Annotated in this window: 19 protein-coding genes and 1 other annotated feature; of the genes, 18 read left to right on the top strand and 1 reads right to left on the bottom strand. The window is 43.8% G+C overall.

What is annotated here, in order from left to right:
• Positions 1-14: 14 nt before the first annotated feature.
• The 10 genes from IGI71_RS11365 to argS all read left to right on the top strand — a co-directional run bounded on the left by IGI71_RS11365 (position 15) and on the right by argS (position 10,950).
• Positions 15-1,172: a galactokinase gene (locus IGI71_RS11365; RefSeq protein ID WP_430615735.1), complete on the top strand. Its 1,158-nt coding sequence runs from the start codon at positions 15-17 to the stop codon at positions 1,170-1,172.
• A 41-nt stretch (positions 1,173-1,213) separates the two neighbouring features.
• Positions 1,214-2,212: a UDP-glucose 4-epimerase GalE gene (gene galE, locus IGI71_RS11360; RefSeq protein WP_231435241.1), complete on the top strand. Its 999-nt coding sequence runs from the start codon at positions 1,214-1,216 to the stop codon at positions 2,210-2,212.
• 3 nt (positions 2,213-2,215) lie between these two features.
• Positions 2,216-3,700 (top strand): UDP-glucose--hexose-1-phosphate uridylyltransferase, encoded by a 1,485-nt coding sequence (gene galT / locus IGI71_RS11355; RefSeq protein WP_430615733.1) that lies wholly within the window; start codon positions 2,216-2,218, stop codon positions 3,698-3,700.
• A 32-nt stretch (positions 3,701-3,732) separates the two neighbouring features.
• Positions 3,733-4,713 (top strand): LacI family DNA-binding transcriptional regulator, encoded by a 981-nt coding sequence (locus tag IGI71_RS11350; RefSeq protein ID WP_005229404.1) that lies wholly within the window; start codon positions 3,733-3,735, stop codon positions 4,711-4,713.
• A gap of 263 nt (positions 4,714-4,976) precedes the next feature.
• The gene (gene tsaB / locus IGI71_RS11345) at positions 4,977-5,702 is read left to right on the top strand and encodes a tRNA (adenosine(37)-N6)-threonylcarbamoyltransferase complex dimerization subunit type 1 TsaB (protein WP_010749312.1); all 726 of its coding nucleotides are present in this window, start codon (positions 4,977-4,979) and stop codon (positions 5,700-5,702) included.
• The gene (gene rimI, locus IGI71_RS11340) at positions 5,686-6,228 is read left to right on the top strand and encodes a ribosomal protein S18-alanine N-acetyltransferase (protein WP_142968309.1); all 543 of its coding nucleotides are present in this window, start codon (positions 5,686-5,688) and stop codon (positions 6,226-6,228) included. Before tsaB ends, rimI (IGI71_RS11340) begins: the two co-directional genes overlap by 17 nt.
• Positions 6,221-6,694 (top strand): ribosomal protein S18-alanine N-acetyltransferase, encoded by a 474-nt coding sequence (gene rimI, locus IGI71_RS11335; protein ID WP_010749314.1) that lies wholly within the window; start codon positions 6,221-6,223, stop codon positions 6,692-6,694. Before rimI (IGI71_RS11340) ends, rimI (IGI71_RS11335) begins: the two co-directional genes overlap by 8 nt.
• A complete protein-coding gene (gene tsaD / locus IGI71_RS11330) occupies positions 6,687-7,706 on the top strand; it encodes a tRNA (adenosine(37)-N6)-threonylcarbamoyltransferase complex transferase subunit TsaD (RefSeq protein WP_015510054.1) in 1,020 nt (339 codons plus the stop codon). Before rimI (IGI71_RS11335) ends, tsaD begins: the two co-directional genes overlap by 8 nt.
• A 137-nt stretch (positions 7,707-7,843) precedes the next feature.
• On the top strand, positions 7,844-8,857 hold the full coding sequence (argF, locus tag IGI71_RS11325; protein ID WP_231435238.1) for an ornithine carbamoyltransferase: 1,014 nt from the start codon (positions 7,844-7,846) through the stop codon (positions 8,855-8,857).
• Between the two features lie 80 nt (positions 8,858-8,937).
• Positions 8,938-9,131: a binding site (T-box leader), on the top strand.
• Positions 9,132-9,258: 127 nt separating this feature from the next.
• The gene (gene argS / locus IGI71_RS11320) at positions 9,259-10,950 is read left to right on the top strand and encodes an arginine--tRNA ligase (protein WP_086338047.1); all 1,692 of its coding nucleotides are present in this window, start codon (positions 9,259-9,261) and stop codon (positions 10,948-10,950) included.
• An 82-nt stretch (positions 10,951-11,032) separates the two neighbouring features.
• Here the strand turns inward: argS and IGI71_RS11315 are convergent, their stop codons facing one another.
• Complete coding sequence (locus tag IGI71_RS11315; protein WP_005229424.1) at positions 11,033-11,503, bottom strand: arginine repressor; 471 nt, start codon at positions 11,501-11,503, stop codon at positions 11,033-11,035.
• A gap of 302 nt (positions 11,504-11,805) precedes the next feature.
• Here IGI71_RS11315 and rpsB point away from each other — a divergent pair, with 302 nt between their 5' ends.
• From rpsB to IGI71_RS11275, 8 genes are all read left to right on the top strand, one after another.
• The gene (rpsB, locus tag IGI71_RS11310) at positions 11,806-12,594 is read left to right on the top strand and encodes a 30S ribosomal protein S2 (RefSeq protein ID WP_005229426.1); all 789 of its coding nucleotides are present in this window, start codon (positions 11,806-11,808) and stop codon (positions 12,592-12,594) included.
• Positions 12,595-12,704: 110 nt separating this feature from the next.
• Positions 12,705-13,586, top strand: a complete 882-nt coding sequence (tsf, locus tag IGI71_RS11305; RefSeq protein ID WP_005229432.1) for a translation elongation factor Ts — start codon at positions 12,705-12,707, stop codon at positions 13,584-13,586.
• 147 nt (positions 13,587-13,733) lie between these two features.
• A complete protein-coding gene (pyrH, locus tag IGI71_RS11300; RefSeq protein ID WP_005229433.1) occupies positions 13,734-14,456 on the top strand; it encodes a UMP kinase in 723 nt (240 codons plus the stop codon).
• 1 nt (position 14,457) lies between these two features.
• Complete coding sequence (gene frr, locus IGI71_RS11295; RefSeq protein ID WP_005229434.1) at positions 14,458-15,015, top strand: ribosome recycling factor; 558 nt, start codon at positions 14,458-14,460, stop codon at positions 15,013-15,015.
• 191 nt (positions 15,016-15,206) lie between these two features.
• Positions 15,207-16,007, top strand: coding sequence for an isoprenyl transferase (locus IGI71_RS11290; RefSeq protein ID WP_015510051.1), 801 nt, complete (start codon positions 15,207-15,209; stop codon positions 16,005-16,007).
• Positions 16,004-16,810 (top strand): phosphatidate cytidylyltransferase, encoded by an 807-nt coding sequence (locus IGI71_RS11285; protein WP_010749318.1) that lies wholly within the window; start codon positions 16,004-16,006, stop codon positions 16,808-16,810. Before IGI71_RS11290 ends, IGI71_RS11285 begins: the two co-directional genes overlap by 4 nt.
• Before the next feature lie 149 nt (positions 16,811-16,959).
• Complete coding sequence (gene rseP, locus IGI71_RS11280; protein WP_231435236.1) at positions 16,960-18,228, top strand: RIP metalloprotease RseP; 1,269 nt, start codon at positions 16,960-16,962, stop codon at positions 18,226-18,228.
• A 69-nt stretch (positions 18,229-18,297) separates the two neighbouring features.
• On the top strand, positions 18,298-20,007 hold the full coding sequence (locus IGI71_RS11275) for a proline--tRNA ligase (RefSeq protein ID WP_005229438.1): 1,710 nt from the start codon (positions 18,298-18,300) through the stop codon (positions 20,005-20,007).
• Positions 20,008-20,042: the final 35 nt, after the last annotated feature.

The following is a 20,042-nucleotide window of genomic DNA, read 5'->3' as shown; positions in this document are numbered from 1 at the left end:
TGGGAGTGAGAGAAATGGAGCAATTGCAACAGATATTTATTGATAAATTTGGAACAGAAGGCACAGGCATGTATTTTGCACCAGGGAGAATCAACTTGATCGGTGAACACACGGATTACAATGGCGGTTATGTTTTCCCGGCGGCGATCACATTAGGGACGTATGCAGTAGCGCGAAAACGTGAAGACCAGTTGATCCAACTCTATTCAGAGAACTTTCCAGAAAAAGGCGTGATCTCCTTTTCGTTAGATGAGCTGGATTACCGAAAAGAAGATGATTGGACAAACTATCCGAAAGGAGTCGTTCGTTTCCTAAAAGAAGCGGGGCAAGTGATCGATCGAGGCTTTGACATCGCTTTTTATGGCAACATTCCGAATGGCGCAGGTCTTTCTTCTTCGGCATCGATTGAATTGCTGACGGGGGTTTGTCTAAAAGATCTCTTTGATTTAACCCTGACGACCTTGGACTTAGTTAAAATTGGCAAAAAAGTCGAAAATGAGTTTATTGGCGTTAACTCAGGGATCATGGATCAATTTGCGATCGGAATGGGTCAAAAAGACCATGCACTGCTTTTAGATACGAACACGTTAAATTATGAAGTCGTACCAGCGGCATTTGGCGATTATGTCGTAGCGATCATGAATACCAATAAGCGACGCGAATTGGCTGATTCTAAATACAATGAACGACGTGCAGAATGTGAAGAAGCATTGGCTCGTTTGCAAAAATCATTAGCCATTGATTCATTGGGCGCATTAGACGAAGCAACCTTTTTTGCAAATACAGCATTGATCGATGATCCACGCTTGATCAAACGGGCGAAACATGCGGTGACGGAAAACCAACGGACATTGAAAGCAAAAGCTGCTTTGACTGCTGGTGATCTTGAAAAATTCGGCCAGTTATTAAATGCCTCCCATGCTTCATTGCAAGATGATTATGAAGTGACAGGGCATGAACTAGATACACTAGTCGCAGCCGCTCAAGCGCACCCTGCTGTTCTAGGTGCGCGGATGACTGGTGCGGGCTTTGGCGGTTGCGGGATCGCATTGGTCAAAGCAAGTGAATGGGCTGATTTCGAAGCGTCAGTCAAAGCAGCCTATTTAGCAGAAATCGGCTACGCAACCGACATTTATCAAGCAAGTATTGATGATGGTGCACGAAAACTGTAGAATAAGAAACGATGAAGGAATGAAGAAAGAAGGCTGAAAATATGGCGATTTTAGTATTAGGAGGAGCCGGCTATATCGGTTCTCATGCAGTCGATCAATTGATCGAACAAGGAAAACAAGTCGTTGTCGTTGACAATTTGCTGACAGGACATCGCCAAGCGATCCATCCAGCAGCAACCTTTTATGAAGGAGATATTCGCGACAAAGCATTTTTACAATCGGTATTTGAAAAAGAAACGATCGATGGCGTGATTCACTTTGCTGCCAGTTCTTTGGTGGGAGAATCTGTGGAAAAACCATTGAAGTATTTCAACAATAATGTGTATGGGATGCAGATCCTCTTAGAAGTGATGAAGGAACATCAAGTGAAACATATCGTCTTTTCCTCTACAGCAGCAACTTATGGGGAACCTGACCATAGTCCAATCACGGAAGAAATCCCAACAAATCCTAAAAATCCATATGGCGAAAGCAAGTTGATCATGGAAAAAATGATGCGTTGGTGCGATGAAGCCTATGGAATGAAGTATGTCGCATTGCGTTATTTCAATGTGGCTGGCGCGAAGTCGGATGCTTCGATTGGTGAAGACCATGATCCAGAAACACACTTAGTACCGATCATCTTGCAAGCTGCTTTAGGACAACGCAAAGAGGTAGCGATTTTTGGGGAGGATTACGATACTCCAGATGGTACTTGTGTTCGCGATTATGTCCATGTCGAAGATCTGATCGCTGCTCACCTGTTGGCATTAGAATATTTACAAAAAGGCAATGAGAGCAATGTTTTCAATTTAGGCAGCAATCATGGGTACTCTGTGAAAGAAATGGTGGAAGCTGCTCGCAATGTAACGAAAAAAGAGATCCCAGCCAGAGTGGCGCCTCGCCGTGCCGGTGATCCAAGTACCTTAGTGGCATCGAGTGAAAAAGCACGAAAGGTTTTAGGCTGGAAACCAGTCTATACCGACGTCGAAGCAATCATCGAGACTGCTTGGAATTGGCATGTCAGCCATCCAAATGGGTATCAAGGGCAGGAGGAATAACCAATGACGATCAGCCAAACAATCAGCGATTTCGTCACTTTAGCAATCAAGGCTGGCGGCTGGATGGAAATGGATCGTATTTATTTGCAAAACCGAGTACTAGCCATGATCGGGGAAGCTGTTTTTGAGCCCAGCGAAATTCGTTCTGTCGATCGTTCCTCCATTGATTTGATGGACGAGCTGGTGGCATGCGCTTTGAGCAATCAGCAAATTGGCGATTCTCACGCAGAAAGAGAAATCTTTGAAGCCCAGTTGATGGACTTTTTGACGCCACCGCCTTCAGTAGTCAATGCTTTTTTTGCGCAGCATTATGCCAATGATCCTAAAGAAGCGACGGATTATTTCTTTGAGCTGTGCCGTCAAAATGATTACATCAAGACTCGGGCCATCGCAAAGAATATCGTGTTCCCAGTTGATACCGAATATGGGGAGATCGAGATCACGATCAATTTATCAAAACCTGAAAAAGATCCCAAGCAAATAGCGAAAGAAGGAGCTGCTGCTTCTGTAGATTATCCGAAATGTATGTTGTGTTTGGAAAATGAAGGCTACCAAGGACGAGTCAATTATCCAGCGCGGACCAACCATCGGATCATCCGTATGAATTTGGATAATGAAGCATGGGGCTTTCAATATTCGCCCTATGCCTACTACAATGAGCATTCGATTTTTCTCTCTTTAGACCATCGTCCTATGAAAATCAATTTGCAAACCTTCGCTCGCTTGTTGCAGATCATTGAAGTGATGCCGCATTATTTTGTCGGGTCCAATGCCGATCTGCCGATCGTTGGGGGTTCGATCTTGTCTCATGACCATTATCAAGGGGGACGGCACACGTTTGCCATGGCAAAAGCGCCGATCGAGCAACACTTTTCTTTAACTGGTTTTCCTGATGTCGCTGCGGGGATCGTGAAGTGGCCAATGTCGGTGATACGACTACAAGCGAAAAACAAACAAAAATTAGCCGCCGCTTGCCAATATGTGTTAGCCCAATGGCAACAGTACTCAGATCCAAGTGTTTCGATCAATGCCTTTTCAGAAGATGGAACGCCTCATCATACGGTGACACCGATCGCACGCAAGCAAGGAGAGCTGTTTGAAATGGACTTAGTCTTGCGGGATAATAATGTTTCCAAAGAACATCCTGACGGCATTTTTCATCCGCATCAAGAAGTGCAGCATATCAAAAAAGAAAATATCGGATTGATTGAAGTCATGGGCTTGGCAGTTCTCCCGCCGCGTTTAGCTCCGGAACTAGAAGAAGTGACTGCTTATCTATTGGATCAGCCCAATCAAATCGCGGCATACCATATTCCTTGGGCAGATACGATCAAAGCCCAGCACCCAGAATGCAATGCCGATAACGTGTCGCAGATTTTGCGTAATGCATTAGGGGAAGTCTTTACGCAAGTATTGACGCATGCAGGCGTCTTCAAGCGAGACCAGACAGGGCAAGCGGCCTTTGCTCGCTTTATAACTACTTTATAAAAAAGTTCCCCGCAAAAAAAGGAGGCTGGAAGATGGCAACGATCAAAGATATTGCACAACAGGCTGGCGTCTCGCCAGCCACTGTATCACGGGTGCTGAATTACGATTCAGAATTATCGGTCAGTTCTGAAACCAAAGAGAAAATTTTTAAAGCCGCAGAAGCACTCAATTACACAAAACATAAAAAAAAGAGTCAGCCAGAAACCAGTAGTATGCGCTTGATCCAATGGTTTGATACCGAGGAAGAATTAGCAGATCTTTACTATTTAGCGATCCGTATCGGGATTGAAAACAAAACCGAAGAATTAGGGATTCGTTTGCTGAAAGAACCCTACGAAGGATTGACTGATACCGCAGTCGATGGAACGATTGCACTAGGGAAATTTGATGATCACCAGATTCGACAATTGAAAAAAAGCCAAGCCAATTTGTTGATGGTCGATTTTGACGCATTGGCTCAGGGCGTCAATTCTCTGGTGGTGGACTTTCAACAAGCGGTGGATTTAGTGATCGATGACTTTATTGCAAAAGGCCACCAAAGGATCGGCTTGTTATCAGGCGTTGAGTTTACCAAGGATCATCACCAAGAAATCGAAGACCCTCGGCGCCGAATTTTTGAGGAACGGCTCCGTCGGTTGAAGCTGCACCACCCGCAATATCACCTCAGCGCACCGTTTACAGTAGAGGGCGGTTATGAGGCGATGAAAGAGTATTTGCAGCAAAACAAAGAGTTGCCAAGTGCTTTATTTGCTTCCAGTGATGCCTTAGCGATTGGCGCTATGCGTGCTTTGCAAGAAAAAAACATCAAGATTCCTGAGGAGATCGCAATTATCGGCTTCAACGATGTCAGTGTTGCAAAGTACGTCTTTCCGACGCTGTCAACCATCAAAGTTCATACGGAATGGTTGGGGGAGCTGGCAGTGACGACCTTGCTGGATATCATTACGAATGCAGCACCCGTTCCTCGCAAAGTTACGATCGCAACGGAACTGATCACGCGCCAATCCTCCTAGCAACCAGTTGAATCACCGAAGGATGTCGTTACACACGTCAACTGAGTTTTAATGGAATAACAAAAAATGACTATCGTCTTACCCGAACCTTTAAACAGCCTCGTCGGTTTGCAGCTGCAGCCGTGCTTGCTTTTTTCAAAGGTTCGGGTATTGTTGTCCTATTGCTTTTTTTCTAAACGCAGGCATCTTTTTGGAGACTTGGTTGGGCATTTGATTAGAATATGGTAGAATATGAGAGAGTTTTTTGAATGGGGAGAAGATAGATGAAAACATTAGCGATTGATACCTCAAACCAGACACTGGCGGTTGCGGTGGTCGATGGTCAAGAAGTGTTGGGACAAAGCCAGACGATGGCGATCAAAAACCACAGCACAGCATTGATGCCTGCCATTGATGGATTGATGCAAGCGGTGGGGATGGCACCTAAAGAGCTGGAGCAAATCGTTGTTGCGAAAGGTCCTGGTTCGTATACAGGTTTGCGAATCGGCGTCACAACAGCAAAAACGCTGGCGCAAACATTGAACATCCCGCTGATTGGTGTTTCTAGTTTGAAAGCAGTCGCTGCCAATTGTGTGGGCGTATCGCAAGTGATCGTGCCGTTGTTTGACGCTCGCCGTCAAAATGTCTACGCAGGTGCCTACCAATGGCATAATGGGACCTTAGAAACAAGGATCAAAGACCAGCATATCTCACTGTCTGAATTATTGACCCAGTTAAAAGCAGTCGATGGTCAAGAAGTGCTATTTGTCGGCGCCGATACCATCAAATTTAAAGACATGATCGAGGCGGAACTGCCGACAGCCCATATCAATCAAGTATCGTTATGGAATTACCCGAATGGCGTTGTTTTAGCTGCTATTGCGAAAGAAGAAGCGCCGGTCGCTTCGATCCATGATTTTGTACCAGACTATTTAAAATTAGTTGAAGCCGAAGAAAAATGGTTAGCCTCGCATGAACCGGGAGTGGATGCCTATGTTGAAAAAATTTAAAACGATGACGGGAAAGCTGGCCCTTTTCCGTCAGATTCAATACCCAGAGCGTAAAAAAGAGATACGAGGGGAAATGTACGTTGTTCGTGAATTAGTCGGAGATGACATTAAAGAGCTGCTGCAGGTGGAGCGTCTCGTGTATGCGGGGGAACTGCCTTGGACCAAGAGCGCCTTTTTGTCAGAACTTTATTCACGGGTCAAACATCTTTATTTGGGCATCTTGCATAATGAGCGGATGATTGGGTTTATCGGGGTGCGGATTTTAGGCGCTGATGCCCATATCACCAATATCGCGATCATTCCTGATTATCAAGGAAAAGGGATCGGTTCTTTCTTGCTAGGAGAAATCGAACGTTATGCACGGAAAAACAAATGCGACCGTTTGACATTAGAAGTTCGCCTGGGCAATCGTGATGCGCAACGTTTGTATCGGACCCTCGGGTTTGTTTCACAGGCGATCAAAACGGCGTACTACACCGAAGGCAATGAAGACGCATTGGATATGGTGAAATTTTTAAATGACTAACGAACAAGCAGATCAAACGATCCCGACACCGCAAATGCTCTGGTCATTGGCAGATCAGAGCTATCCCTTTGGCTCGCCTTGGAATGTGCAGCAATTTCAACAAGATTTGCAAAACAGCAACAGTCGCTATTTGTTCCGTTATGGAAAAACCAATCAAGAGCTAATGGGGTTTCTCTGTTTTCAGCAAGTGCTGGATGAAGCAGAGTTGTTTAATGTAGCGGTTTTACCAGCGTATCAAGGTCGTGGTTTGGCGAAAGAATTGTTGAAGCAAATGGAATCGCTCGTGGAACAAACCGATGGTCGGCGCATCTATCTTGAAGTGCGTGTGTCGAATTTGCAAGCACAAGCTCTTTATTTACGTATGGGCTATACAGTCATCGGTCGTAGAAAAAAATATTACAGTCATCCAGAAGAGGATGCGTTGATTATGGAAAAGAAAGTAGGCGGACAAAAATCAAATGAATGAATTGATTTTAGCCATTGAAAGCAGTTGTGATGAAACCAGTGTGGCAGTGATTAAAAACGGCGACACCATTTTAAGTAACATTGTTGCTTCGCAGATCAAGAGCCACCAGCGCTTCGGCGGTGTCGTACCAGAAGTCGCTAGTCGTCACCATGTCGAACAGATTACTTTATGTATCGAAGAAGCATTGACACAGGCCGACACCCAACCTGAAGAGTTGTCAGCTGTTGCTGTTACCTATGGTCCAGGGTTGGTTGGGGCACTGTTGATTGGGCTTTCTGCAGCAAAAGCCTTTGCGTGGGCCCACAGCTTACCGCTGATTCCGGTCAATCACATGGCAGGACATATTTATGCAGCTCGCCTAGTGAAGCCATTGGTTTTTCCTTTAATGGCGTTATTGGTCAGTGGTGGCCACACCGAATTGGTGTATATGGCAGAAGATGGCTCTTTTGAGATCATCGGTGAAACGAGAGATGATGCCGCTGGTGAAGCCTATGACAAAGTCGGTCGTGTTCTAGGTTTGCCTTATCCTAGTGGGAAAGAAATTGATCGCCTTGCGCATCTAGGCAGTGATACGTATCACTTTCCTCGAGCAATGATACAAGAAGATAATTTTGATTTTAGTTTCAGCGGCTTAAAGAGTTCCTTTATCAATTTTGTGCATAATGCACAGCAAAGAGAGGAAGCTTTGTCAGTAGAAAATCTAGCAGCTAGTTTCCAAGCCAGCGTTGTCGAAGTATTGGTTCACAAAACGTTGCGGGCATGCCAAGCTTATCCTGTAAACCAGCTGATCGTTGCTGGGGGAGTCGCGGCGAATCAAGGCTTGCGTGACGCTTTACAAAAAGCGATGCAGGAATTGCCGGAAGTGGAATTGTTGATTCCACCGTTGCGTCTTTGCGGAGATAATGCGGCCATGATTGGAGCTTATGCCCATGTTGCGTTGAAAAAGCAGCGCTTAGCAGATCTTTCATTGAATGCTGATCCAAGTGTCAGCTTTGCCCATACGATTTCTTAAGATGATTGCACCTAAGATCCGTTCTTAGGTGTTTTTTTTTGGTTTCTTTATGAGCAAATAGAAGATTTTGTTGTATTTTATTTCATAATTTGATATTATCGTGTATAATTATTAGTTAATTGAAGGGCGGGTATGCAATGACATCGGTTTTTAAAGGACGCAGTTTTTTAGCAGAAAAGGATTTTACAAAAGAAGAACTACAATATTTGATTGATTTTTCCCAGCACTTGAAAGGGATGAAGGCCAACAATCAACCACATCGCTACTTAGAAGGAAAAAATATTGCACTTTTGTTTGAAAAGAATTCGACACGGACGCGAGCAGCCTTTACGGTTGCAGCGGTGGATCTGGGGGCACATCCGGAATTTTTAGGGGCCAATGATATTCAGTTGGGGTCTAAAGAATCCGTTGAAGATACCGCCAAAGTATTCGGCCGTATGTTTGACGGGATCGAGTTTCGCGGCTTTAGCCAACAGGTTGTCGAAGATCTGGCCAACTATTCAGGCGTACCTGTTTGGAATGGTTTAACGGATGAATGGCATCCAACGCAAATGATCGCTGACTTTTTAACCATTCAAGAAAACTTCGGTGAGCTGACTGGCTTGACCATCGCATACTGTGGGGATGGGCGCAACAATGTCGCTAATTCTTTATTAGTGACCAGTGCGATTTTAGGGGTCAATATTCATGTCGTCACTCCGAAAGTCTTGCAGCCAGAAGCAACCATCATCGCACAGGCACAAGCCTATGCCAAGCAATCGGGCGCAAAGATTTTGGTGACTGATGATGTGGATCAAGGTGTTTTAGGCGCTGATGTCGTGTATACCGATGTTTGGGTATCAATGGGTGAAGAAGAAAAATTCCAAGAGCGGATTGAACAGCTGCTGCCGTATCAAGTCAACCAATCGTTGATGAAAAAAACACAAAACGATCAAGTGATTTTTATGCATTGTTTGCCAGCATTTCATGATGATCAGACCACGTATGGCAAAAAAGCAGCGCAGGCGTATGGAATTTCTGAGATGGAAGTCACTGATGAGGTCTTTCGTAGCAAGTATGCCCGTCAATTTGATCAAGCCGAAAATCGTTTGCACTCAATCAAAGCGATCATGGCAGTGACTGCTGGAGATCTATTTATTCCTAAAGTATAAAATAATTTTTTTTTGAAAATGCCAAAATCTCGCTAGCCAAACAAACATTTCTTTGCTATACTTTCTGGGAAGTAAATAGCCTTGATTTGATGAAACAAGAGAAGTAGCGATTCGAGTATCAGTTAGCGAGTTCGGGGTGGTGGAAGCCGAATTGATCAGATTGTGAAACGCACTTGTGAGAATTTGCCAAGCAAACGGAATTCTGCCGTTATCAGAAAAAAGTAGGTCCGAAAAGGACAATCAGAGTGGTACCGCGGGAAATCTCGTCTCTAGTGCATGTTATGCGCTAGAGGCTTTTTTGTTTTTATCAATAATTTCTTGCATGAAAAACATACAACTGTTTGCTTGCTTCAAACAACTTTTCATCAAAACATGGGCTCAGTCATTATAGGAGGGATACTATGAATAACAAAGAAATCGTCGCACAAGCCATCCATCAAGTAGTAAAAGAAGATCTATCGATCGAACAAGTTCAGCAATTACTGGAAAATCCAAAGTCAGCTGACCATGGGGATGTGGCATTCCCAGCCTTCTCGCTAGCAAAAGTCTATCGGAAAGCGCCGCAGCAAATTGCCGCAGACTTAGCAGAAAAAATCGATCAAGCGTCTTTTGAAAAAATTGAAGTGGTCGGTCCATATTTAAACTTCTTTATGGATAAAAAAGCAATCTCTGCCCACGTCTTAGAGATGGTTCTCAAAGAAAAAAATCATTTTGGCGATCAAACCATCGGCAATCAGCAAGCAGTACCCATCGATATGTCTTCACCAAATATTGCCAAACCCATCTCAATGGGGCATTTGCGTTCCACTGTGATCGGTAACTCAATCGGCTTTATTTTAGAAAAAATCGGTTACCAGCCAATTCGCATCAACCATTTAGGCGACTGGGGCACACAATTTGGGAAATTGATCGTGGCCTATAAAAAATGGGGGTCAGAAGAAGCGGTCAAAGCGGAACCAATCAACGAACTGTTGCGTTTGTATGTTGATTTTCACGAAGCTGCCGAGACAGATAAACAATTAGAAGATGATGCGAGAGCTTGGTTCAAGAAACTAGAAGATGGTGACCAAGAAGCAATGGATTTGTGGCAATGGTTCCGTGATGAATCATTAAAAGAATTCAATAAAATCTATGATATGTTGGAAGTTTCCTTTGATTCATTGAATGGCGAAGCTTTCTATAATGATAAAATGACAGAAGTCGTGGAATTATTAGAGGAAAAACACTTGTTGAAAGAAGACCAAGGGGCAGAGATCGTTGATTTGGCTGCGTATGACTTAAATCCAGCCTTGATCCGCAAATCCGATGGTGCGACTCTTTACATCACACGGGACATGGCCGCAGCGCTGTACCGCAAACGGACCTACAATTTTGCCAAATCATTGTACGTGGTAGGAAATGAGCAAAGTTATCACTTCAAGCAATTAAAAGCTGTTTTGAAGGAAATGGGCTTTGAGTGGGCAGATGATATGACCCACGTACCATTTGGATTGATCACCAAAGATGGGAAAAAATTATCTACGAGAAAAGGGAAGATCGTTCTTTTAGAAGAAGTATTGAATGAAGCGATCGATTCGGCGAAAGAACAAATCACTGAAAAGAACCCAACGCTTGAAAACAAAGAAGAAGTTGCAAAACAAGTCGGTGTCGGGGCAGTCGTTTTCCACGACTTGAAAAATGACCGTTTGAATAATTTCGACTTTACGCTAGAAGAAGTTGTCCGTTTTGAAGGAGAGACCGGACCCTATGTGCAATATTCTCATGCCCGTGCCATGAGCATTCTTGAAAAAGCCGACTTTGATCCTGCTGTTGTCAGCAGTTTGTCATTGGCAGATACTGAGAGCTGGGAAGTCATCAAATTGATTCAGCGCTACCCAGAAACCGTGCTGCAAGCAGCAGAAAAATATGAACCATCCGTCATTGCTAAACATGCCATCAAATTGGCACAGGCCTTTAATAAGTATTACGCCAATGTGAAAATCTTGGCTGAAGATGCGGAAAAAGACGCACGTCTGGCTCTAGTTTATGCAGTAACGACCTTATTAAAAGAAGATTTACGGTTGCTTGGTTTACATGCACCCGACAAAATGTAACAAAAAAAGCTGTGTCCTTGTTTCGACAAAGACACAGCTTTTTTGTAGTAAAAATACAGATAGGTCACATTTGTTCGGTGTCTTATAAGACCGCGTGGTTTCTGATAAATTGATAAAAAGTTTCAGCATCTTCGTCGCTGCGGGAAATCACCGCTACTGTATCAAAGCCCGCCAACGAGCAAACTTTTTCTGGCATAGTCACTTCATCGATCGCAGCCGAAAGCAAAGGCGCATTGTCCGCAACGGTATGGATCAACGTCATAAATTGCACACGATCTACTTTAGTGACAACGTCTTCGATCATCTGTATCAAACGCTGCTCTTCTTCTTTTTCATCTTCTGACGATTGCATTCCTTGAAAAATGACAAACTTCGTCTGACCTGTTTCATCGGGCACTTTCACGATTTTCAAATCACGAATATCGCGAGAGATGGTCGCTTGCGTGGCGGAGACGCCTTGGGCTTCCAATTGCTGCAATAATTCTTCTTGCGTGCGTACAGTATGTTCAGTAATGATTTGTCTAATAAGTAAATGGCGATCAGCTTTTCGCATAGGTAAACTCCTTTAAGCATGATTGATTAAGTCAGCCTTATCATAGCAGATAAAGCCGAAAAAACCTAGATATAATAAGAAAAGAATTAGAACGTTAAAAAAAAGCTGGACCACGAATCGTAGTTTTTCATTTGAATCAGTTGCATTTCTTTTTTAGCTACTGTATACTGTTTAAGGCGTGAGTTTTTCACGTCAATCCCACATCTTGTTCCATCTGCGAAGCGGTGCTGATCGATTCAGTTCTTCAAGGAGTAAAAGAGCAAGAGAGGAAAACAAAAAAACCAAATTGGAGGAAACACAACATGGCAGTAATCTCAATGAAACAATTACTAGAAGCCGGCGTACACTTTGGTCACCAAACTCGTCGCTGGAACCCAAAAATGAAGAAATATATCTTCACAGAAAGAAACGGCATCTACATCATTGATTTGCAAAAAACAGTGAAATTAGTAGACGCAGCTTACGACTACATGAAAAATGTTGCTGAAGAAGGCGGCGTTGCATTGTTCGTAGGTACTAAAAAACAAGCACAAGAAGCAATCAAAGAAGAAGCAATCCGTTCAGGTCAATACTATGTTAACCATCGTTGGTTAGGTGGAACTTTGACAAACTGGGAAACAATCCAAAAACGTGTTGCTCGTTTGAAACAAATCAACAAAATGGAAGAAGATGGCACATTTGCTGTTCTTCCTAAAAAAGAAGTCGTTGGCTTGAACAAAGAGCGCGAACGTCTTGAAAAATTCTTAGGCGGTATCGCTGATATGCCAAGAATTCCAGATGTAATGTACGTTGTTGACCCACGTAAAGAACGTATCGCGATCCAAGAAGCACGCAAATTAAATATCCCGATCGTAGCGATGGTCGATACAAACTGTGATCCAGACGAAATCGATGTTGTTATCCCATCAAATGATGACGCTATTCGTGCCGTTAAATTGATCACTGCGAAAATGGCAGATGCTTTCATCGAAGGTAACCAAGGCGAAGACCAAGTAGCAGAAGAAGATTTTGCTGCTGAATCAACAGAAAACGCAACTTCAATCGAAGAAATCGTTGATGTTGTCGAAGGCGACAACGCATCAGCTGAATAATAAATGATGGAGCTGTTTCAAAGGCTAGGCGCCAAGCCTCACTCTCCTTTGAAACAGCTTTTTTTAAAGACAAGCAATCTTGTTTAAAAACATTTAGGAGGAAACAAAAAATGGCAGAAGTAACAGCTAAATTAGTAAAAGAATTACGCGATATGACTGGTGTAGGAATGATGGACGCAAAACGTGCATTAGTTGAAGTAGAAGGCGACATCGAAAAAGCCGTAGACTTATTACGTGAAAAAGGTATGGCAAAAGCTGCGAAGAAAAACGACCGTATTGCTGCTGAAGGTTTAGCATCTGTGGCGATCAACGGCAACACAGCAGCAATCGTTGAAGTGAACTCAGAAACTGACTTCGTTTCTAAAAACGAAATGTTCCAAGACTTAGTAAAAGAAATCGCTGAAGTAATCGCAGCAAACAAACCAGCTGATATGGATGCTGCTTTAAAATTAGAAACTTCTAAAGGCACAATGGATGCTGCGTTGATCGAAGCAACACAAGTAATCGGAGAAAAAATCAGCTTCCGTCGTTTTGAAGTTGTTGAAAAAGATGACAATGCTGCTTTCGGCGGTTACCTACACATGGGCGGACGTATTGCTGTATTGACTGTTCTTGAAGGAACAACTGACGAATCAGTTGCGAAAGATGTTGCAATGCACGTTGCAGCGATCAACCCTCGCTACGTGAACGAAGCACAAATCTCTCAAGAAGAATTGGATCATGAAAAACAAGTCTTGACAGAACAAGCATTGAACGAAGGCAAACCAGCGAACATCGTTGAAAAAATGGTTGAAGGACGCTTGAAGAAATTTAAAGCAGAAATCGCTTTGGTTGACCAACCATTCGTTAAAGACCCAGATATGACAGTTGAAAAATATGTTGCATCAAAAGGCGCAACTGTGAAATCTTTTGTCCGCTTTGAAGTCGGCGAAGGTATCGAAAAACGCGAAGACAACTTCGTTGAAGAAGTAATGAGCCAAGTGAAAAAATAATTCTGTTCCTCGAACAGATGGGAACGCATGGAAGTGCGCTCCCTTTTTTTAAGCAAAAACGGTTTTTGAAGAAATAGTGTAGATAATTTTCAACGAAAGAGCACCAATATGCTACAATAGAATTGGAGAATGTACGGAGGAATCATGATGGGCAAACCAAAATATCAACGTGTTGTATTAAAATTAAGTGGTGAAGCATTAGCGGGTGACGAAGGCTTTGGGATCAAACCACCGACGATCCAAGAGATCGTTAAAGAGATCAAGGAAGTCCACGAATTAGGCGTACAGATGGCGATCGTGGTCGGCGGCGGAAACATTTGGCGTGGACAAATCGGCGCGCAAATGGGGATGGAAAGAGCACAAGCTGATTACATGGGCATGTTAGCGACTGTGATGAATGCTTTAGCATTACAAGACACACTAGAAAACGCTGGTGTACCAACGCGTGTCCAAACTTCGATCGAAATGCGTCAAATCGCAGAGCCTTATATTCGTCGCAGAGCAGAACGTCACTTAGAAAAAGGGCGGGTCGTCATTTTTGCAGGCGGAACCGGCAACCCTTATTTCTCAACTGATACGACCGCAGCCTTACGGGCAGCTGAAATCAACGCTGATGTCATTTTGATGGCGAAAAACAATGTTGATGGCGTCTACTCAGCAGATCCTAAAACGGACCAAAGTGCTGTGAAATTTGAAGAATTGACCCATTTAGAAGTCATTTCTAAAGGATTGCAAGTAATGGATTCAACCGCAAGTTCATTAAGTATGGACAACGATATTCCATTAGTCGTATTCAACTTGAATGAGCATGGAAACATTCGCCGCGCCATTTTAGGTGAACATATTGGAACGACAGTAAGGGGGAAATAACATGGCTGACAAAATTTTAACAGAAGCAAAAGACAAAATGAAAAAAGCAGCAGAAAACTTGCAGCGGGAATTAGGACAAATCCGTGCTGGCCGCGCGAATGCGAGCATCTTAGACCGCGTAATGGTTACTTACTATGGTGTACCAACACCCTTGAACCAAATGGCTTCAATTACGATTCCAGAAGCAAGAATTTTGATGATCACACCTTTTGACAAAACAATGATCCAAGAAGTAGAAAAAGCTATCATGCAAAGTGATATTGGTATCACGCCTGCCAATGACGGAACAGTCATTCGTTTGGTGATTCCTCAATTAACGGAAGAACGTCGTAAAGAATTAGCCAAAGACGTGAAAAAAGAAGCTGAAAATGCGAAAATCGCGGTCCGTAACATTCGCCGTGATGCGATGGAAGCTTACAAGAAACAAGAAAAAGCTGGCGATATCACAGAAGATGATTTGCGTGAATCTGAAAAAGAAGTGCAAACTGCTACAGATAACAGCATCAAAGAAATCGATGCGATCGCAGCTGAAAAAGAGCAAGAGCTACTTGAGGTTTAAAAGGAATGACGAAGAGTCGCTTCAGCGGCTCTTTTTTTATGGTCGAAAGTGCCGTATGTACTTGAATATCACGACTGTTTTTTTGTTTTTTCTTAATATGGAAATCTTTTCTTGGTTTTCATAGGCAAGAAATCTGATTATTGTTATAATGTAAAAGATGAATTTCAAGAATTGGAAGAGGAGCGAATACGATGCTGCGTTTTTTTCCACAAAAAGACAAATATATCAAAGAAGCGGCTGAACATGAATTTGATCCATCACTGCCGATTCCCCAACACATCGCGATCATTATGGATGGCAATGGCAGATGGGCGCAAAACCGGCGCTTGCCAAGAGTAGCTGGTCACAAAGAAGGCATGGAGACGGTAAAAAAGATCACGAAACATGCTTCACACCTTGGTGTGAAAGTATTGACTCTTTATGCGTTTTCAACAGAGAATTGGAAACGGCCAAACGAAGAAGTGGACTTTTTGATGCAACTGCCCGTCGACTTTTTCGACACGTTTGTTCCTGAGCTGATCAAAGAAAATGTTCAAGTCAAAGTGATGGGGTTCACGGAATCTTTACCCGAACACACACAAGAAGCGGTCAAGCGAGCTATTGACCAAACCAAAGATAATACTGGGATGATCTTGAATTTTGCTTTAAATTACGGCAGCCGCGCAGAAATTTTGACTGCGGTCCAAGCCCTTTATGAAGAGCTTGCAGCTTCGGAGGAAGCCCTGCCCAAGCTCACGGAAGACATGCTGGCGACACATTTGATGACTGGTTTTTTGCCAAACGCGTTACGTGATCCTGAATTGGTGATTCGCACGAGTGGCGAAGAACGTATCAGCAACTTCTTGTTATGGCAGATTGCTTACAGCGAATTATTCTTTACGAAAGCGCTCTGGCCTGATTTCGATGCTGCTTTACTAGAAGATGCGATCGGGAGCTTTCAACAACGAAACCGGCGTTTTGGCGGTTTGAAAACGAAGGAGGAAGAAGAGTGAGACAACGTGTAATCACTGCGGTCGTCGCATTAGCCTTTTTCCTGCCAATTATTTACGTTGGCGGCATTGCCGTCGAATTGCTGGCAGCAGCGATGGCAGGGATTGGTGTTTATGAATTATTTCGGATGAAAGGACTAGCTGTTTTCAGTTTTGAAGGAATTCTTTCAATCATCGGTGCGGTGATTTTAGTTTTACCTCAAGAACGCTGGTTTTTCTTTTTGCCAGAGGGCACAGATAAAAGTGCCTTGTATTATGTAATCGTCCTTTTATTACTAGGGATCGCGGTTATTTCTAAAAATACGTATACTATCGATGAAGCTGGTTTTCCAGTGATCGTCAGCTTATATACGGGTGTCGGGTTTGAACGTTTCTTGACGGCACGTTCAGCAACAGATGGCTTAGTCGTTTTAGTTTTCGGTCTGTTTATCGTGTGGGCAACGGATATTGGGGCTTACATGGTGGGACGGCGTTACGGACAACGAAAATTATGGCCAGAGATTTCCCCTAATAAAACGATCGAAGGGGCCCTAGGCGGGATTGCTGCTGCGGTGGTCGTAGCCGGTCTGTATCTGCTAGCATTTCCAGGGAAAGATTATTTTGGACATGGTAGTGCCATCATGATCTTATTGACGGTCCTCTTTTCGATCGCTGGTCAATTCGGGGATTTAGTGGAATCGGCAATTAAACGTCATTATGGCGTGAAGGATTCAGGCAATCTTTTGCCAGGACATGGCGGGATCTTGGATCGCTTCGATAGCATGCTGTTTGTGTTTCCAATCATGTATTTATTCGGTGTTTTTTAGAAATTATTTAGAAGTGCAGGCTTGGCTTGCGCTTCTTTTTTTAAATTCTTGTTACAACGGGAATGTGAGTTCCTCAACGGGAATCGGTGTGATAAAATAAGGAAAGGCTGCCCTGAATGAGAGGGATGCTGTGAAAGAGAGGAACGAGCATGAAAACGATACTTGTATTTATCATTATCTTTTCCGTAGTGGTAGTGATTCACGAGTTTGGACACTACTTCTTTGCAAAACGGGCAGGTATTTTAGTAAGAGAGTTTGCCATCGGTATGGGGCCTAAATTGTTCGCGCATCAAGCGAAAGATGGGACGACCTACACGATTCGGATGCTGCCATTAGGCGGGTATGTCCAAATGGCGGGCTGGGGTGAAGATGAAACAGAATTAACACCAGGTATGCCAGTCTCCTTGGTTCAAGATGCAACTGGCAAAGTTATCAAAATCAATACGAGCAAAAAGATCCAATTGCCGCAAGCGATCCCTATGGAAGTGACCGACTTTGACTTGGAGGAGAAGTTGACGATCACAGGGTTCATCAATGGCAATGAACAAGAAGCGATTACGTACGCTGTGGATCATGATGCAACGATCATCCATGAAGATGGCGTTGAAGTTCGGATCGCACCTAAAGACGTTCAATTCCAGTCCGCAAAGCTTTGGCAGCGAATGCTGACGAATTTTGCTGGACCGATGAACAACTTTATTTTATCCTTGGTCTTATTCACTGGGTTGGTGTTTGCACAAGGTGGTGATGCGAATCAAGATGCAACCATCGTGACAGGAATCGAAGCAGGAACACCGGCAGCTGAAGCAGGGCTGCAAAATGGCGATGAAATCTTAGCTGTCGAAGGTGTCGATGTTTCTAACTGGTCAGAATTAACGACTGAGATCCAAAAGTACCCAGATACTCAGATTGCTCTAGCAGTCAAACGAGGATCAGAAACACTTGATTTGACGGCAACTCCTGCGAGTCAAGAATCAGGGGAGACCACGATTGGTTTCTTAGGGATCACCGCTTCCTTAAAAACTGGGATCGGAGATATCTTACTGGGCGGCTTGCAAACGACCATTGACAATTCACTGGTGATTTTTAGAGCAGTCGGCAACTTGATTGCCCAACCAGATATCAATAAATTGGGTGGACCGGTAGCGATTTTCCAACTGTCTTCTCAAGCTGCATCGCAAGGGGTAACAACGGTGATCGCGATGATGGCGATGATTTCTATCAACTTGGGGATCTTTAATTTATTACCGATTCCTGGATTGGATGGCGGTAAGCTGGTTTTAAATATTTTAGAAGGTTTGCGAGGCAAGCCAATCAGCCAAGAAAAAGAAGGCATCATTACTCTGATTGGGTTTGGGTTTTTGATGCTGCTGATGGTTCTCGTTACCTGGAATGATATCCAACGTTTCTTCTTTTAAAAATAAGACGCACAAGCAAATCAATTGTTGATCGGGTGAACATGATTTTTTGTAGCAAAGGAGAAAAAAATGAAACAGTCAAAATGTTTGATTCCGACATTGCGGGAAACCCCCAGCGATGCGGAGACGTTAAGTCATCAACTGTTAGTTAGGGCAGGGTATATTCGACAAGTGGCGGCAGGCATTTATGTTTACTTGCCGCTAGCACAAAGGGTGTTAGAAAAGATCAAGCGGGTCATCCGTGAAGAATTGGCACAAATCGATGCCGTAGAGATGGCGATGCCTTCTTTGCTTCCGTATGAGCCATGGAAGGAGTCAGGACGTGCCTCATTGTATGGTGAATCCTTGTATCGATTAACAGATCGAAACGAACGAGAGATCGTTTTAGGACCTACTCATGAAGAGCCGTTTACGACATTGATCAAAAACGAGATCACGTCTTATAAACGGCTGCCATTGAGCTTGTATCAGATCCAAACGAAATATCGGGACGAACAGCGGCCGCGCTTTGGATTGATCCGCAGCCGCGAATTTATCATGCAAGATGGCTATTCCTTTCATGCCGATGAAGCCAGCTTAGATCAAACCTATAATCGTTACGAAATGGCTTATCATGCAATATTGAAACGCTGTGGGATCGAGTATCGGGCAGTGGTCGGGGACAATGGCTTGATGGGTGGCAGAGATTCGAAAGAATTTTTGGCATTGTCGGGGATCGGCGAAGAGCTGATCTGCTACTCGACCGAAAGCGATTATGTCGCCAATTGGAAATTAGCAACCAGTCAATACATCGCCAAAAAATCTCACGAGACCTATTTAGAATTACAAAAAGTTGTTCAGGATGAGCCTTTAACGTTAGAGGAGCTGGCGCAGGCATACGAAACAGACTTGCAAAAAATCGTTCAAGTATCTTTATTACTCGTTGACGAGCAAGTCATTATGGTGTTATTACGAGGCGATCACAGCCTCAATGAAACAAAGGTCAAGCATTACTTAGCCGCTGATCAAGTGAAGGTGCTGACTGTTGAGGAAGCGGAGTCTTATCTGACGAGTGAGACGCAGCTGCGCAGTCCCATTGCGCTTGCTGATTCGATCCAGTTGTACGCCGATCAGCATGTCCAAGATATGGCGAATCTGATCGTTCCAGCGGCAGAAAAACAAAGCTATTATCTCAATGCGAATGTGGGGCGTGATTTTCAACCATTAGCCTTTGCCGATTTTCGCTTGGTTCAAGAAGGTGATCCTTCCCCAGATGGAAAAGGAACCTTAACCTTTACGCGAGGAATCGAAGTTGGGCATATCTTCAAGTTAGGAACCAAGTACAGTGAGGCGCAAGAAGCGACGGTTGTCGATGAAAACGGCGATGAGCAGCCAATCATCATGGGCTGTTATGGGCTGGGGGTTTCTCGGCTGCTTTCAACGATCGTCGAACAATACGGCAATGAATTTGGGATCGATTGGCCCCAAGAAATTGCCCCATTTGATGTGCATATCATTCAAACGTCGATTGAAGATAGCTATCAAAATGCCTTAAGTGAAGAAGTAGAAGAAATGATGAACCAAGTCGGCTATCAAGTGCTGGTAGATGACCGCAATGAACGTGCAGGGGTCAAATTTGCAGATGCCGATTTGATTGGCTGTCCGATTCGCTTGACTATCGGTAAAAAAGCCGTAGAAGGCATCGTGGAGATCAAAATCAAGCATACTGGTGCGACCGTTGAAGTGAGAAAAGAAGAAGTCGCTTCGACCTTGACGATTTTGTTAGCCAATCAGGAATAAACAGGAACGAACAAGAATGAATAACAGATCGAGAG

Origin of the sequence: Enterococcus sp. DIV1279b, assembly GCF_050531515.1 — a bacterium.
Taxonomy (GTDB): Bacteria; Bacillota; Bacilli; order Lactobacillales; family Enterococcaceae; genus Enterococcus_D; species Enterococcus_D casseliflavus.
Note: the sequence above shows the minus strand (reverse complement) of the source record. Positions and strands in the feature narration are given on the sequence as shown.